The 15,771-nt window shown below is 37.2% G+C and carries 17 protein-coding genes; 3 read left to right on the top strand and 14 right to left on the bottom strand.

The window, feature by feature from the left end:
* Positions 1-316 (top strand): HAD family acid phosphatase (locus KI369_RS22140; protein WP_274382467.1); only part of this gene is annotated, 316 nt, incomplete at its 5' end.
* Positions 317-340: 24 nt separating this feature from the next.
* Here the strand turns inward: KI369_RS22140 and motB are convergent.
* Both motB and motA read right to left on the bottom strand, forming a co-directional pair.
* The gene (motB, locus tag KI369_RS22135; protein WP_029440058.1) at positions 341-1,129 is read right to left on the bottom strand and encodes a flagellar motor protein MotB; all 789 of its coding nucleotides are present in this window, start codon (positions 1,127-1,129) and stop codon (positions 341-343) included.
* Positions 1,119-1,913: a flagellar motor stator protein MotA gene (gene motA, locus KI369_RS22130; RefSeq protein WP_212957407.1), complete on the bottom strand. Its 795-nt coding sequence runs from the start codon at positions 1,911-1,913 to the stop codon at positions 1,119-1,121. Before motA ends, motB begins: the two co-directional genes overlap by 11 nt.
* A 265-nt stretch (positions 1,914-2,178) precedes the next feature.
* On the opposite strand from motA, the gene KI369_RS22125 reads away from it, so the two are divergent.
* A complete protein-coding gene (locus tag KI369_RS22125) occupies positions 2,179-2,958 on the top strand; it encodes a M15 family metallopeptidase (protein ID WP_212957406.1) in 780 nt (259 codons plus the stop codon).
* 31 nt (positions 2,959-2,989) lie between these two features.
* Here KI369_RS22125 and KI369_RS22120 read toward each other — a convergent pair whose 3' ends face one another.
* The 4 genes from KI369_RS22120 to sdhC all read right to left on the bottom strand — a co-directional run bounded on the left by KI369_RS22120 (position 2,990) and on the right by sdhC (position 6,717).
* Complete coding sequence (locus tag KI369_RS22120; protein WP_063261309.1) at positions 2,990-3,436, bottom strand: acyl-CoA thioesterase; 447 nt, start codon at positions 3,434-3,436, stop codon at positions 2,990-2,992.
* Between the two features lie 93 nt (positions 3,437-3,529).
* Positions 3,530-4,291 (bottom strand): succinate dehydrogenase iron-sulfur subunit, encoded by a 762-nt coding sequence (gene sdhB / locus KI369_RS22115; protein ID WP_001291827.1) that lies wholly within the window; start codon positions 4,289-4,291, stop codon positions 3,530-3,532.
* Entirely contained in the window at positions 4,284-6,077 is a 1,794-nt protein-coding gene (gene sdhA / locus KI369_RS22110; protein WP_048531519.1) for a succinate dehydrogenase flavoprotein subunit, read from the bottom strand. The genes sdhB and sdhA overlap by 8 nt, the downstream gene beginning before the upstream one ends.
* 13 nt (positions 6,078-6,090) lie before the next feature.
* Positions 6,091-6,717, bottom strand: a complete 627-nt coding sequence (gene sdhC / locus KI369_RS22105) for a succinate dehydrogenase cytochrome B558 (RefSeq protein WP_000678354.1) — start codon at positions 6,715-6,717, stop codon at positions 6,091-6,093.
* Positions 6,718-7,017: 300 nt separating this feature from the next.
* Between sdhC and KI369_RS22100 the strand changes: the two genes are divergently transcribed.
* A complete protein-coding gene (locus KI369_RS22100; RefSeq protein WP_212957405.1) occupies positions 7,018-7,467 on the top strand; it encodes a YslB family protein in 450 nt (149 codons plus the stop codon).
* Positions 7,468-7,581: 114 nt separating this feature from the next.
* On the opposite strand, the gene uvrC is transcribed toward KI369_RS22100, so the two are convergent.
* From uvrC to KI369_RS22060, 8 genes are all read right to left on the bottom strand, one after another.
* Positions 7,582-9,366 (bottom strand): excinuclease ABC subunit UvrC, encoded by a 1,785-nt coding sequence (uvrC, locus tag KI369_RS22095; RefSeq protein WP_212957404.1) that lies wholly within the window; start codon positions 9,364-9,366, stop codon positions 7,582-7,584.
* A gap of 147 nt (positions 9,367-9,513) precedes the next feature.
* The gene (gene trxA / locus KI369_RS22090) at positions 9,514-9,828 is read right to left on the bottom strand and encodes a thioredoxin (RefSeq protein ID WP_001018943.1); all 315 of its coding nucleotides are present in this window, start codon (positions 9,826-9,828) and stop codon (positions 9,514-9,516) included.
* A 211-nt stretch (positions 9,829-10,039) separates the two neighbouring features.
* Positions 10,040-11,017, bottom strand: coding sequence for an electron transfer flavoprotein subunit alpha (gene etfA, locus KI369_RS22085; RefSeq protein ID WP_000101965.1), 978 nt, complete (start codon positions 11,015-11,017; stop codon positions 10,040-10,042).
* A gap of 36 nt (positions 11,018-11,053) precedes the next feature.
* Entirely contained in the window at positions 11,054-11,827 is a 774-nt protein-coding gene (gene etfB / locus KI369_RS22080) for an electron transfer flavoprotein subunit beta (RefSeq protein WP_048531528.1), read from the bottom strand.
* 78 nt (positions 11,828-11,905) lie between these two features.
* Positions 11,906-12,682, bottom strand: a complete 777-nt coding sequence (locus KI369_RS22075; RefSeq protein WP_000911296.1) for an enoyl-CoA hydratase — start codon at positions 12,680-12,682, stop codon at positions 11,906-11,908.
* Positions 12,683-12,693: 11 nt separating this feature from the next.
* The gene (fadR, locus tag KI369_RS22070) at positions 12,694-13,281 is read right to left on the bottom strand and encodes a fatty acid metabolism transcriptional regulator FadR (protein ID WP_000742223.1); all 588 of its coding nucleotides are present in this window, start codon (positions 13,279-13,281) and stop codon (positions 12,694-12,696) included.
* Positions 13,282-13,387: 106 nt separating this feature from the next.
* Positions 13,388-15,073, bottom strand: a complete 1,686-nt coding sequence (locus tag KI369_RS22065; RefSeq protein WP_212957403.1) for a long-chain-fatty-acid--CoA ligase — start codon at positions 15,071-15,073, stop codon at positions 13,388-13,390.
* Between the two features lie 189 nt (positions 15,074-15,262).
* Positions 15,263-15,771 (bottom strand): BclA C-terminal domain-containing protein (locus KI369_RS22060; RefSeq protein ID WP_212957402.1); only part of this gene is annotated, 509 nt, incomplete at its 5' end.

Raw genomic sequence — 15,771 nt, 5'->3', positions numbered from 1 at the left:
AGAACATATATTACTACAAGATCCGAAAGAAAAAGGAAAAGAAAAACGACGTGAACTCGTTTCTCAAACACACGATATCGTCTTATTCTTCGGTGATAACTTATCTGATTTCACTGGTTTTGATGGAAAATCTGTAAAGGATCGCAATCAAGCAGTAGCAGATTCAAAAGCACAATTTGGTGAGAAATTTATTATTTTCCCGAATCCGATGTATGGCGATTGGGAAGGCGCTTTATATGATTATGATTTCAAAAAATCAGATGCAGAAAAAGATAAAATCCGCCATGACAACTTAAATTCATTTGATGCAAAATAAAGAGGATGGCATGTGCCATCCTCTTTATTGCATATTTCTCGTTAAAGGTAAAATAAACACTTCAACACGTCTATTTTTCGCCTTTCCTTCCTGCGTATCATTTGGAGCAATTGAACGGTATTCTCCGTAACCAACTGCACTAAATTTCCCTGGCTGTAATTCTTTATTTTGCAGTAATACTTGCATAAAATTAACTGCCCGCTGCGTACTTAATTCCCAATTCGATGCAAATTGTGCATTTGCAATAGGAACATTATCCGTATGACCAGATACTGTAATTTCACGAGGTGATGCTGAAACAAGTAAATTAGACATCTCTTTTGCAATACTTAGCGATTCTAATTTCACGTCCGCTTTTCCGGAATCAAATAGTACATTTTCTAATATTGTCACCATTAATCCCTTTTCAGTTAATTTAGTTTGAAAAGAAGAGGATAATTGCTTTTCATTAATATATTGATCAATCTTTTTTTGTAATGCTTTCAATTCATCCATTTCTTTTTTTTCTTTTTCTCTAGCTTCTTCTTGTTTTTTTGCTTGTTCTGCCTCAAGGCTACTTGCTGATAATTCCTTTTCATCATTTGGCTTCTGATCGCTTAAAAACTCTTTATTTCCTGTTCCACCTGCTAGTTCGCTTCGAAACGCTACTGCCATCTGTTTGAACTTCGCTGCATCTATACTACTCATTGCGAATAAAACGATAAACAGTGCAAATAACAACGTTAACATATCAGAATATGGAATTAACCAAGTTTCATCGATATGTTCCTCATGCTTTTTCTTTTTACTTCTTCTATTTTTTTTACTCCGCATTTTTTTCTGCCCCTTTTTCAAGCTTTTTACGCTCTGTTGCAGAAAGTGCACCTAAAATACGGTTCTTCATAATAAACGGGTATGTACCCTCTTGTAACATTAATAAACAATCAATAACTAAACGTTTTTTCTCTAATTCAGCTGCCGATTTTTGCTTTAATTTATTTGCAAATGGATGCCATAGTATATAACCTGAGAAAATACCAAAAATCGTTGCAATAAATGCACCCGAAATAGCGTGACCTAACTTTTCAATATCAGTTAAATTACCAAGTGCAGCTACAAGACCAATAACAGCACCTAAAACCCCTAAAGTCGGTGCATATGTACCAGCTTGAGAAAAAATTGCAGCTCCTTTTGCATGCCTTTCTTCAATTGCTTCTAATTCAGCTTCTAAAATCTGTTCTAAATCTTCTGCAGATACACCATCAATCACAAATTTCATACCACGCAAAAGAAATTCATCTTGAATTTTGTCTAATTGTTGCTCTAAAGACAAAATACCGTATTTTCTACTTTCAGATGTCCAATGAACAAACAATTCTAGCAACTGTTCATAACTTAAATCTTTTTTATTAGAACCAAAAAGAACTTTAAATAATTTTGGAATCCTTTTGAGTTGATTCATTGGAAATGCTATACATACTGCAGCAAATGTACCAACAAAAATAATTAATGCTGCGGCAGGATTAACTAAGGCCATTACGTCAGCGCCCTTGACGACCATCCCTACTACTACCGCCACTACTCCTAAAATGAGTCCAATAAGTGTTGCAAAATCCATTCCCATTCACTCCTAGTCTATACAAGAAGTTCTTCATTCTCGATAATCGCTACATCTTCTTATGTATATATATTACATAAAAAATGAATTTCATGAAAGATAAGAAATGAATTATATGAAAAAATACTACAATTTCACACATTTTCTGACATTTTCTTTGCATTTCTATTACGTTACGACTCTTATATTTATTTTTCAGTAAACTAGACTTATAATAAAAAACGATACATATTTTATTAAGAAAGGACTGTGATTACAAGGCATCATGAAAAAAATAATCATTATTTCTGCCACTACTATTGTAATCGGTATCGCTTCTTTCGCTTACTTTGGTTCTAAATCACCACTGCAAAATGAAGCGAAAGCTGTCGAAAGTCAACAGCATAGTAACCACCAAAAAGAAGAGATTCCTGCTTTTCCAAAAGCTGATCATAATGCAAAGAAACTAGACAATGATTTTTCCGTTGTAACAAATCCAGATTCTAATCTTGTCTTAGTTAATAAACATCGAAAACTACCAGATGGATACACACCTGAAGACTTAACAAGACCGAACGTACCATTTACTAGTCCAAAAGATAAAGAAAAAACATTACTGCGCAAAGATGCTGCAGATGCACTTGAAAATATGTTTGAAGCGGCAAAAAAAGAAGGACTTGAACTTACAGCTGTATCTGGTTATCGTTCATACAAACGCCAAAAATCATTACATGATACATACGTTAGACGTCAAGGAAAAGCTGAAGCTGATTCAGTAAGTGCCATTCCTGGTACGAGTGAACATCAAACTGGTTTAGCAATGGATATTAGTTCAAAATCTGCTAAATTCCAATTAGAGCCTATTTTCGGAGAAACAGCCGAAGGAAAATGGGTTGCAGAACATGCTCATGAATTTGGCTTTGTCATTCGTTATTTAGAAGATAAAACAAAAACAACAGAATATGCATATGAACCTTGGCATTTGCGCTACGTCGGGAATCCATACGCTACATACATATATAAACATCATTTAACATTAGAAGAAGCAATGAAAGACAAAAAATAAGAGAGCAAATTGCTCTCTTATTTTTTGTCTTTCATTGTAGTAATTTTTTCTTCCACTCTTCAGGCCACGGTTCACCTTTCCCTGTTTTTTTCGATGCTTGAACCATCATTCCACGACCAACTAAACAAACTTCTCCTTCTGCATTTTTCACCATATAATGCAAATCTAAAGAAGAATTCCCAACCGCTCCCGCTTTTACATACACCTTCAACTGTTCATCAAAATATATTTGCTTAATAAAATTGCATTGTAAATCTGCAACAACGATCATCGTTTCTGAAGATTCATGCGTCCATTCTTGCATAAATCCAAGTTCTTTAAACAATGCGATACGTGCTTCTTCAAAATAGGTAAAGGCAACGACATTATTTACATGCCCAAACATATCTACTTCACCAAAACGAACTTTTACAGGATTGTAAAATGAAAAACCACTTTCCCATTGCTCAAAGTCTTCAATATAAGAAATCCTCTTCATTGTTCTCTCTCCTTTTCGCCTTCAAAATAAGCAGAATAAACAGAAAAATAAAGTTATAAATATTGCCTCTTCAACATGAAGAGGCAATATTTATTAATAGTTATTGTCGCTACCAAAGAAATCTTTGAACGATTGAATTGTTGTATCACGATTTAATGCCGCAATTGAAGTTGTTAATGGAATGCCCTTTGGACATGATTGCACACAGTTTTGAGAGTTACCACAGTTGGCAAGTCCTCCATCTCCCATAATTGCACGTAAGCGATCTGCTTTATGCATTTCACCCGTTGGATGTGAGTTGAATAAACGCGCTTGTGATAACGGTGCTGGTCCAATAAAATCAGATTTACTATTTACGTTTGGACATGATTCTAAGCAAACTCCACATGTCATACATTTTGAAAGCTCATAAGCCCATTGACGTTTCTTCTCAGGCATTCTTGGTCCTGGTCCTAAGTCATACGTACCATCAATTGGAATCCAAGCTTTAACGCGTTTTAGAGCGTTAAACATGCGACTACGGTCAACTTGTAAGTCACGTACCACTGGGAATGTCTTCATCGGCTTTAAGCGAATTGGTTGTTCTAACTGATCAATAAGAGCTGTACATGATTGACGTGGTTTTCCGTTAATTACCATCGAACATGCGCCACATACTTCCTCTAGACAGTTCATATCCCATGCAATTGGAGTCGTTTGGTTTCCTTTTGAATCAACAGGATTACGACGAATTTCCATCAGTGCCGAAATAATATTCATATTCGGACGATACGGAATTTCAAACTCTTGGTCAAATGCTTGTGCATCTGGTCCATCTTGTCTCGTAATGATGAGGCGGATTGTTTTCTCAGACATGTTGTTTATCCCCCTTCTCTTCACCCTTAGCAGCTACATCATGTTTTGAAGAATAGTCACGTTTACGTGGTTTAATTAATGAAACATCCACGTCTTCGTAATGGAATGCTGGTGCATTTCCTTCTCCTTCAAATTTTGCCATCGTAGTTTTTAAGAAGTTTGCATCATCACGATTTGGGAATTCAGGTTTGTAATGCGCCCCGCGGCTTTCATTACGGTTATACGCTCCAATTGTAATAACACGTGCTAACTCAAACATATTTGCAAGTTGGCGTGTAAATGAAGCACCTTGGTTACTCCATCTTGCTGTATCGTTAATGTTAATACGTTTGTAACGAGCCATTAACTCTTCAATTTTTGCATCTGTTTCTAATAACTTTTTATTTTCACGAACTACTGTAACGTTATCTGTCATCCATTCTCCAAGCTCTTTATGAAGAACATACGCATTTTCGTTACCATCGAGCGTTAAAATATTGTTAAATTTCTCTGTTTCGATCAATTCATTTTGTTCATACACAGTAGATGAAACAGCATCTGATGATTTAGTAAGACCTTTCATATATTCAATTGCATTTGGTCCTGCTACCATACCACCATAAATTGCTGATAATAGTGAATTTGCACCAAGGCGGTTACCACCGTGCATAGAATAATCACACTCACCTGCTGCAAATAAACCTGGAATGCTTGTCATCTGCTTATAATCAACCCATAGTCCGCCCATTGAATAGTGAACAGCTGGGAAGATTTTCATTGGTAGTTTACGAGGATCATCACCTGTAAACTTCTCATAGATTTCAATAATTCCACCAAGTTTAATATCTAGTTCTTTCGGATCTTTATGAGAAAGATCTAAGTACACCATGTTTTCACCGTTAATACCTAGTTTTTGCTCTACGCAAACATCGAAGATTTCACGCGTTGCAATATCACGAGGTACAAGGTTTCCGTAAGCTGGATATTTTTCTTCTAAGAAGTACCATGGTTTACCATCTTTATATGTCCAAACACGTCCACCTTCACCACGTGCTGATTCACTCATAAGACGTAATTTATCGTCTCCAGGAATTGCCGTTGGATGAATTTGAATGAACTCACCGTTTGCATAATATGCGCCTTGTTGATATACAGCAGAAGCTGCTGTACCTGTATTAATAATAGAGTTAGTTGATTTTCCAAAGATGATACCAGGGCCCCCTGTTGCCATAATCACGGCATCAGCTTGGAAACTTTTAATCTCCATAGTTTGTAAGTCTTGTGCAACGATTCCTCGGCACACACCTTCGTCATCAACAACAGCTCGTAAGAAATCCCAACCTTCATATTTCGTTACAAGTCCTGCTACTTCATGACGACGTACTTGCTCATCTAATGCATATAGTAATTGCTGTCCAGTTGTTGCACCAGCAAATGCTGTACGGTGATGTTGTGTTCCACCAAAACGACGGAAATCAAGAAGTCCTTCTTCCGTACGGTTGAACATAACACCCATACGGTCCATTAAATGAATGATACCAGGTGCTGCTTCACACATTGCTTTAACTGGTGGTTGGTTCGCTAAGAAATCCCCACCATAAATTGTATCGTCAAAGTGGATCCATGGAGAATCCCCTTCACCTTTCGTATTTACGGCACCGTTAATTCCACCTTGGGCACATACAGAATGCGAACGTTTTACTGGTACTAAAGAAAACAGTTCAACATTTACTCCTGCTTCCGCCGCTTTAATCGTTGCCATTAAGCCAGCCAAGCCACCGCCGACTACTATAAGTTTCCCTTTCATGCTCTCCCACTCCTTACTGGTTTGCTAGCTGTGGATCGATGAACGCTAATAATGCACTCACACCTACATAAGATAGACCTAAGAAAATAGCTAATGTTACATAAGTAGAGATTCTTTGTGAACGTGGAGATACTGTAATTCCCCAGCTAATGCAGAATGTCCATAGTCCATTTGCAAAGTGGAAAATTGTTGAAACAACACCAACTAAGTAGAATGCAAACATAGCTGGATTGTTTAAAATATCTGCCATCATATCATAGTTTACCTCTTTACCTAACATTGCTTGAATACGAGTTTCCCAGACGTGCCAAGAAATGAAAATCAGCGTAACGATACCTGAAATTCTTTGGAAGACGAACATCCAGTTACGGAAATAACCGTAAGAAACCGCATTGTTCTTAGCTGTAAATGCAATATATAAGCCATATATAGCATGGTACAGTATTGGTAAAAAGATGATGAAAATCTCTAGCGCGTACCGGAATGGAAGGAGCTCCATAAAGCCTGCAGCCTTGTTAAAAGCCTCTGCTCCTCGTGTTGCAAAGTTGTTTACAATTAAATGTTGCGTCAAAAAGACACCAACCGGGATGACCCCCATTAATGAGTGCCACTTACGAAACGTATACTCGCGGCCTTTCATGTCCCCATTACCCCCCTTGAATGTTTGACTGCTGTTTTCAGATTAGTTTACAACAATAATGTTTTTTCACTATTGGCATAAGAAAAACTGAAAAAATTATTCGAAATATTTCAGCATAATTTGATACCAAGTTCATTTTACTCCTATTTTTGTCGAAGCGTCAAGAAAACGTATACATAATTTGCATATAATTTGCCAATTCTTTTTTTCTTCTTATATATTCAGATTTTCCTAAAGAAAAATCTGTTTTTATAAATGAGAAATGTTATATAATAATTCCTATAGAAAGAGGGGAATATTGTGAGTAAAAATACAATCGATACAACATCTTTAGAAGATGTTTCATTGAACGCCTTCGCTTATGAATTGCTACGTGAAGAATTACTACCTGATTTAATCGGGAACGATTTAGATGGTATTTTATACTGGTCCGGTAGAAACCTTGCAAGAAAATATCCACTAGAAACAATTGAAGAAGTCATTCAGTTCTTTGAAAAAGCTGGCTGGGGCACTTTAAGCATTATTGAACATAAGCGTCGTGAAATGCAGTTCCAACTTAAAGGCACACTCATTGCTGAACGTCAAAAACAAAACAGACATTCTTCTTATCAATTAGAAGCTGGATTCATCGCTGAACAAATTCAAAAGCAACGAAACGTCGTTGCAGAGTCCTACGAAGAAAAGAAAAAACGTTCAGACTCTATTACATTTCTTGTGAAATGGGATATAAAAGATTTCATTGAAGTGTAGCATTACCTGCAGTCAACTAGACATATAAGTTTAGTTGACTTTTTTGTATTTTCATTCAGTTACATTTATTTTAAATCTTCAGAAATTATACCAGAAAATAGAAGACGTTGTAAACTACAACGTCTTCTTATCCGCTAAATAAGCATAAATCGTCTCTGCGACATTTTTCGGCATACCTGCTTCGACAAATTCAGCTACAGAAGCTTCCTTCATCTTCTTTAATGAACCAAAATGTTTTAACAATACCTTTTTCCGTTTATCACCGATTCCTGGAATATCATCCAGTGCTGATTGAATAACAGATTTCCCGTGTAATTGACGATGGAATGTAATCGCAAATCGATGCACTTCATCTTGAATACGCTGCAATAAATAAAATTCTTGGCTATTTCTTTCAAGCATCACAGGTTCAGGTGGATCCCCAATAATTAAATGGGAGGTTTTATGTTTGTCATCTTTTACAAGACCTGCCATCGGAATATATAAACCGAGTTCATTTTCTAGAACATCACTTACAGCTGCCAGATGACCTTTTCCACCATCAATAATGATTAAATCTGGTAAAGGCAAACTCTCTTTCAGTGCCCTTGTATATCGGCGTCTCACAACTTCTCTCATAGACTCATAATCATCTGGTCCTTGAACCGTTTTAATTTTATATTTCCTGTATTCTTTCTTAGCTGGTTTCCCATCAATAAAAGCAATCATTGCCGAAACAGGATTTGTTCCTTGAATATTTGAGTTATCAAACGCTTCAATACGATAAGGTGTTTCAATTCCGAGCTGCTTTCCTAAATTCTCTACAGCTTTAATCGTTCGCTCTTCATCACGTTCAATTAAATAGAATTTTTCTTCAAGAGCAATCTTCGCATTTTTATTTGCCAATTCTACAAGATCTTTTTTCTTACCACGTTTCGGCTGCGTCGCTTCCACTTCTAAAAAGCGCTCTACTAACTCTGAGTCTATACTTCCTGGAACGACAATTTCCTTCGGCTTAAAATGACTGCTGTTTTCATAAAATTGACCGATAAACGTTAAAAATCCCTCTTCTGGTTCATCGTAGATTGGAAACATAGAAACATCACGTTCAATTAGCTTTCCTTTTCTAACGAAGAAAACTTGAACACACATCCAACCTTTATCAACTGCATATCCGAACACATCACGATCCACTAAATCACTCATGATCATCTTTTGTTTTTCCATAATCGCATCGATATGCGCAATTTGATCACGCAACTCTTTTGCACGCTCAAATTCTAGTTTCTCTGAAGCTTCATACATCTTTGTTTCTAATTCTGAACGAACTTCTTTATGTCCGCCATTTAAAAACTTAATAATTTCATCTACAATTTCTTTGTTTTGTTCTTCCGTCACTTCTTTCACACAAGGTGCTAAACATTGACCCATATGATAATATAAACAAACTTTATCGGGCATATTTGAGCACTTACGAAGCGGATACATACGATCTAGCAGTTTTTTCGTTTCATGAGCTGATTGTGCATTCGGATAAGGGCCAAAATACTTTCCCCTATCCTTTTTTACATTTCGCGTAATGAGTAATCGCGGCTGTTTTTCAGCTGTAATTTTAATAAAAGGATATGTTTTATCATCTTTTAATTGAATATTATATTTTGGATCATGTTTTTTTATTAAATTTAACTCTAAAATGAGAGCCTCTAGATTTGAGGAGGTTACAATATATTCGAAATCTACAATTTCACCTACTAGCCGAAGTGTTTTCCCATCATGCGAACCAGTAAAGTACGAGCGCACACGATTTTTAAGCACTTTTGCCTTTCCGACATATATAACCGTTCCTTGCTTATCTTTCATTAAATAACAACCAGGTTGATCTGGTAAAATAGCCAGTTTCTCTTTTAAATGTTCGTGCACTCGTTACCCTCCATTTCTACATGCTTAGCATTTTTATTTTCACATGAAAACATACTATGCCAAAACACCCAACATACGTTCCTTTATTGTAACGGAAAGGTGTAAAAAAGGAAAATAAAAAAAGCTACCAAATGGTAGCCCTTTATTTTAGAAGTGTTTAGAAACTAATTCTACTAACGCTTCTTTCGGTTTGTAACCTAACGCTTGATCAACTACTTTACCGTCTTTTAATACGAAAAGAGCTGGAATGCTCATTACTTCGAATTGACGAGCAGTTTCTTGGTTTTCATCCACGTCTACTTTTACTACTTTTACTTTTTCGCCTAGTTCTGCATCAATTTCCTCTAATACAGGAGCGATCATTTTACAAGGTCCACACCAAGGTGCCCAGAAATCTAATAATACAACACCTTCGCTAGTTTCAGCTGCGAAGCTTTGGTCATTTGCGTTTACAATTGCCATTTTATTTCCTCCTTCAAGTATATTCTACCAAGAGTATATCATTAACTTATATACGTGGCGAATAATATGTATCGTTATGTATTGTAACAAAAAAGTGTTCCTTTATACTATATAAAAATAAGGATAAAATACTAAAAAGATGAGAGACAGGGGATCTCTCACCTTTTTCTATATATAGGGGTACTTCACTTGGAACTCAAGGGTACTCAAATCATGAATGTACTTTTAACTTTTTAAACTCTTCTGTCAAAAGAGGTACGACTTCAAATAAGTCGCCAACAATACCATAGTCAGCTACTTTGAAGATACTTGCTTCTGGGTCTTTATTAATCGCAACGATTATTTTTGAGTTAGACATACCAGCTAAATGCTGAATCGCACCAGAAATACCACATGCAATGTATAAGTCTGGCGTAACAACTTTACCTGTTTGACCAATTTGTAATGAGTAATCACAATACTCTGCGTCACAAGCACCACGAGATGCTCCAACAGCGCCGCCTAATACGTCAGCTAACTCTTTTAATGGCTTGAATCCTTCTTCACTCTTCACACCACGTCCGCCAGCGATAATAACTTTCGCTTCAGAAAGGTCAACACCTTCTGCTGTCTTACGGACGACATCTTGAATGATTGTACGTAGGTCTTTCACATCTACTGTAATAGAAGACACATCACCACTGCGAGACTCATCTTTTTCAAGCGTTGCAATGTTATTTGGACGCACTGTCGCAAATAAGATGCCGTCTGTTACAATCTTCTTCTCAAACGCTTTACCAGAGTAAATTGGACGAGTGAAGATAACATTTCCACCTTCAACTTCTAAAGCAGTTACGTCAGAAACTAGACCAGCTTCAAGCTTCGCTGCTAATTTTGGTGATAAATCTTTCCCAAGTGCTGTATGTCCAAATACGATACCTTCTGGATTTTCTTCAGCATATACAGCTAAAAATGCTTGTGCATACCCATCAGATGTATATGATTTTAATTTATCATTTTCAACTGTCACAACGCGATCTGCACCGTAATGAATCAACTCATTTGCAAAAGAGGCAACGCTGTCTCCAACTAGAAGACCTACTACTTCACCGCCTTCTGCAATTGTTTTTGCTGCTGCTACCGCTTCAAACGAAACGTTACGTAGCGATCCATCACGAACTTCACCCATTACTAATACTTTACGAGCCATAGATTTTCCCTCCTGCATATATAATTTCGTATTTTATTAGATTACTTTCGCTTCTGTATGGAGCAACGATACAAGTTCTTTTACTTGATCTTGCAGCTCGCCTTGTAACACTTTTCCTGCATCTTTCTTAGGAGGCAAATAGATTTCAATTGTTTTTGTTTTTGCTTCCACATCATCTTCTTCTAAATCTAAATCATCTAATTCTAATTCTTCTAGTGGCTTTTTCTTCGCCTTCATAATACCTGGAAGCGATGGATAGCGCGGTTCATTCAAACCTTGCTGTGCTGTTACTAAAACTGGTAATGAAGTTTCAATTACTTCTGTATCACCTTCAACATCACGCTCAATCTTCACGTTTGTACCGTCAATTTCAAGTTTTGTAATTGTCGTTACGTACGGAATATTTAATGCTTCAGCTACACGTGGACCTACTTGTCCAGATGCACCATCAATTGCAACGTTTCCACCTAAAATTAAATCTACATCTTTATCTTTTAAATATTCAGCAAGCACTTTTGCTGTCGTGAACTGGTCACCATTTTCTACATCATCTTCAATATTAATTAATACTGCTTTATCGCAGCCCATCGCTAATGCCGTACGAAGTTCTTTCTCACTATCTTCGCCACCGACCGTTACAACAGTAACTTCTCCACCTTGTGCGTCTCTTACTTGAATCGCTTCTTCAATCGCATATTCATCGTAAGGGTTGATGATGAATTCCGCTTCGCCATCGTAAATTGCACCGTTTTTAATTACGATTTTTTCTTCTGTATCAAATGTTCGTTTCATGAGTACGTAGATGTTCATTCCATTTACCCCCTTGTTTTTCAGAAAGATTCTATCAATTTTAATTTTCTGTTAATTTATATTAAAAAAATAATTGAACTACCTGCCACTAAATGAAGGCTTACGTTTTTCTAAAAACGCTGCTACACCTTCTCTTCCATCTTCACTCGTAAATACTTCACCAAAGATTTGAGATTCGCGTTGTACACCTTCATAATAATGAGATGATTTCGTCGTTTGCAATAACTCTAGTACAGCACGAGTCGTCGCTGGACTTTTTCCAGCAATCTGTTTTGCAACTTTAAGCGTATCATCTAAAAATGTTTCTTCAGCAAAGACTCCATTAACAAGTCCCCATTTTAATGCTTCTGCACCAGTAATCGGTGTACTTGTTAACATCATTTCACAAGCTTTCGCTTTCCCAACATAACGTGGTAATCGCTGTGTACCTGCAAATCCAGGAATTAATCCTAGTGTTAATTCAGGTAAACCAAGTTTTGCACTTTCAGTTGCAAAGCGCATGTGGCAAGACATAGCAAACTCAAGGCCGCCGCCAAGTGCCGCTCCATGAATTGCCGCGATAACTGGTTTTGAACATTTTTCAACACGCTCAAACGTAACTTGTCCAAGCTGCGCTAATTCTGTCGCTTGCTTCGCTTCAGTAACAGATGTAAATTCTTTAATATCTGCTCCTGCTGAGAAGAAGCGCCCTTCACCATGAATTACAACAACACGAATGTTATCATCTTTCTCCACTTGATCAATTAATTCAGTAACGTCATGCATAACTTGTGAAGACATCGCGTTAGCCGGCGCATGATTTAACGTCGCCACCGCGATATGATCTTCAACTCTTACAGATAGGAATTTCAACATGATCCCTCCCATTATTGACGATAGCCACAAGCTGCAATAAGTAGCCCATGTACCGTTTTTGAAAGTGCGACCAGATCATACTTATGATCGCTCATTACCCAATTGGTCACAACTTCATCTACTGTTCCAAAGATCATTTGTCTTGCCACGCGGACATTTAAATCCGCTTGGAATTCACCTTGCTTTATACCAGTCTCTAAAATCTCATCCATAACTTGTAAGTAGCCTTTTAATACTTCGTTTATTTTCAGGCGTAAGTCTTGATTGGACTGTCTTAGCTCTAATTGCGTAACGATAGCAAGAGGATCATTTTGTGACAACAGCAAGAAGTGCGTTTCTACCAACATGAACAATTTCGATACAGCGCTTTCAATTCCTGCTGTTTTTTGACGAATTGTTTCGACAAATTCTCCCATCTTCTCTTGGAATAAGGATATTAATATATCTTCTTTATTTTTAAAATATAAGTAAATCGTGCCATCAGCTACCCCAGCTTGCTTTGCTATTTTAGAAACTTGCGCTTGGTGGTACCCATTCTCCGCAATCACAATGACTGCCGCATCAATAATTTGATTGTATTTCGGTCTATTTTTCTTCACTTTACTGTCCCCTTCAAGAAGATGACTGAATGAATAGTCATTCATATTCTTATAATACTGACTATTTAGAAAAGTGTCAATCCTATTTTTTCAAAAAGAAAGGGCCTTAGCCCGTTTGCTCATCCTCACTCTTTCTTTTCTCTTCATCTATTAAGACACGGCGTAAAATTTTTCCGACTGTCGTTTTCGGCAGTTCATCTCTAAACTCATATACTTTCGGCACTTTATAGGCAGCTAAATATTTACGCGCAAACTGATTTAATTCTTCCTCAGAGCACTCCGCACCTTCTTTTAACACAACAAATGCTTTAACTGTCTCTCCCCGGTACGGATCAGGAACTCCAATCGTCACTACTTCTTGCACTTTTTCATGCTCATATAATACCTCTTCTACTTCACGAGGATATACATTAAATCCACTCGCAACAATCATATCTTTCTTACGATCTTTCACATAGAAGAAGCCATCTTCATCCATGTAACCAACATCCCCTGTATGGAGCCATCCATCTTGTAATACAGCGGCTGTTTCTTCTGGCTTATTCCAATACCCCTTCATAATTTGAGGCCCTTTTACTACAATTTCACCAATTTCTCCTGGTGGTAATGCCTCGCCAGTTTCAAGCGACATAATCATTGCTTCTGTATCTGGCCATGGAACCCCAATGCTACCTGGCACTCGCTTTTCCCATAAAAAATTACTATGTGTAACCGGAGATGATTCTGTTAAACCGTATCCCTCTACTAGTTTACCACCTGTAACTGTTTCAAACTTTTCCTGTACTTCTACTGGCAGTGGTGCTGAGCCACTAATACAAGCACGAATAGACGAAATATCGTATCCTTTTAAAAGCGAGCTATTTAAAAGAGCAATATAAATAGTTGGTGCCCCTGGAAACAATGTCACTTTATGCTTCTTAATCGCTTCAAAAACCATTTTCATATCAAACTTTGGAATAAGAACCATTTTGTATCCTTGCATAACACTCAAATTCATAACAGCCGTCATACCGTACACGTGGAAAAATGGAAGAACACCAAGAACGACTTCTTCTCCTTCTTTACAATTATATAACCAATGAACCCCCATCAACGTGTTAGAAACGAGGTTTTTATGCGTTAACATAACGCCCTTCGGAAATCCAGTTGTTCCTCCTGTATACTGTAAAAGAGCTAGATCATTTTCAGGATCACAAGGCACTTCAACATCCGTATTCACTTCTTTTTCTACTGAGTTCCAAAGGTGAATCGTTTCACTCTCTGATACTTTCACAACTAAATTCGACTGTTTTTTCTGCACAAATGGATACAATAGATTTTTAGGGAAGGGTAAAAAGTCAGCAATACGAGTTACAATAATATGCTCAATTTTTGTAGCAGATTGAACATTCGTTACTCTTGGAAATACTAAATCGAGACAAAGAATTACTTTTGCTCCCGAGTCATGAAGCTGGTATTCTAACTCTCTTTCTGTATACAGTGGATTTGTTTGTACTACGATACCTCCTGCAAGTAATGTACCGTAATAACCAATTACAGCCTGCGGACAATTCGGCAACATAATAGCAACTCGATCACCCTTTTCCACACCGAGCTTTTGAAGATAATTTGCAAACCGCTTCACCTTATCATGGAAGTCCGAAAACGTAATATCCTTCCCTAAAAAGTGAAGCGCTTTCTTTTCTGGGTAGCGAGAAGCCATCTGTTCTACATATCTATGAAGCGGCTGAATATCATAAGAAATCGTACTCGGAATTTCCTCTGGATAACTTTTCAACCATGGTTTTTCCACCTTCATTCCCCCTTCAAATACATAAAAAATAAATGAATGTTCATTCATGAGGGTTATTTTCATTATATTATAGTCACCATAACGTTACAATCATAATATTCTGACTTTTATATAACTATGCTTTACTTCATTAACTTCTTATTATATGTAGAAACTCTCTTACTCTTAAAAGAGTAAGAGAGTTTGTCATTAACTTAATCTTATAATTGTTAATACCGCTCCTGGGGTAGTTGTTGATAATGTCGCAACAGCTAACAAACCAAATAATTGCAAACTAATTGCACTCCCCGCCGCAAGAGTCGTAATAATTGTCGCACTAAATGATGTCGTTGCTAATGCAGGAGAATTAATAGTCCCAGCAAGCGGTGCCCCATTAATTGTAATTCGTGAACTAACTAATAATGCAGCCGTTATATTAATTGAATATGAAATATAATAATTCCCTGCATTTGCAGCCGTAAATACTGTGTTCCCCCCAGACACTGTAATACCTGGACCGATATTCTGATTGTTTGGAAGCGTGACATTTGTTCCACCTAGTAGTACCGATATTGCTGTACCCGACGTATTATTTGCAAATGCGTATGTTGCCGTTATACTTGTGCCTGTTGCTCCTGTTGGGCCTGTCGCTCCCGTTGGACCTGTTACTCCTGTTGCCCCCGTTGGACCCGTTGCTCCTGTTGGGCCTGTCGCTCCCG

Origin of the sequence: Bacillus sanguinis, from assembly GCF_018332475.1 — a bacterium.
Classification (GTDB): domain Bacteria; phylum Bacillota; class Bacilli; order Bacillales; family Bacillaceae_G; genus Bacillus_A; species Bacillus_A sanguinis.
Note: the sequence above shows the minus strand (reverse complement) of the source record. Positions and strands in the feature narration are given on the sequence as shown.

Bases quoted from the DNA above. Each gene is read 5' to 3' on its own strand.
- etfA (WP_000101965.1), bottom strand. From the start codon at position 11,017: ATGGCTCGTAAAGTATTAGTAATGGGTGAAGTTCGTGATGGATCGCTA.
- trxA (WP_001018943.1), bottom strand. From the start codon at position 9,828: ATGGCAATTGTAAACGCAAATGACCAAAGCTTCGCAGCTGAAACTAGC.
- sdhB (WP_001291827.1), bottom strand. From the start codon at position 4,291: ATGTCTGAGAAAACAATCCGCCTCATCATTACGAGACAAGATGGACCA.
- motB (WP_029440058.1), bottom strand. From the start codon at position 1,129: ATGCGGAGTAAAAAAAATAGAAGAAGTAAAAAGAAAAAGCATGAGGAA.
- sdhA (WP_048531519.1), bottom strand. From the start codon at position 6,077: ATGAAAGGGAAACTTATAGTAGTCGGCGGTGGCTTGGCTGGCTTAATG.
- KI369_RS22075 (WP_000911296.1), bottom strand. From the start codon at position 12,682: ATGTTGAAATTCCTATCTGTAAGAGTTGAAGATCATATCGCGGTGGCG.
- sdhC (WP_000678354.1), bottom strand. From the start codon at position 6,717: ATGAAAGGCCGCGAGTATACGTTTCGTAAGTGGCACTCATTAATGGGG.
- etfB (WP_048531528.1), bottom strand. From the start codon at position 11,827: ATGAACATCTACGTACTCATGAAACGAACATTTGATACAGAAGAAAAA.
- motA (WP_212957407.1), bottom strand. From the start codon at position 1,913: ATGGATTTTGCAACACTTATTGGACTCATTTTAGGAGTAGTGGCGGTA.
- KI369_RS22125 (WP_212957406.1), top strand. From the start codon at position 2,179: ATGAAAAAAATAATCATTATTTCTGCCACTACTATTGTAATCGGTATC.
- KI369_RS22120 (WP_063261309.1), bottom strand. From the start codon at position 3,436: ATGAAGAGGATTTCTTATATTGAAGACTTTGAGCAATGGGAAAGTGGT.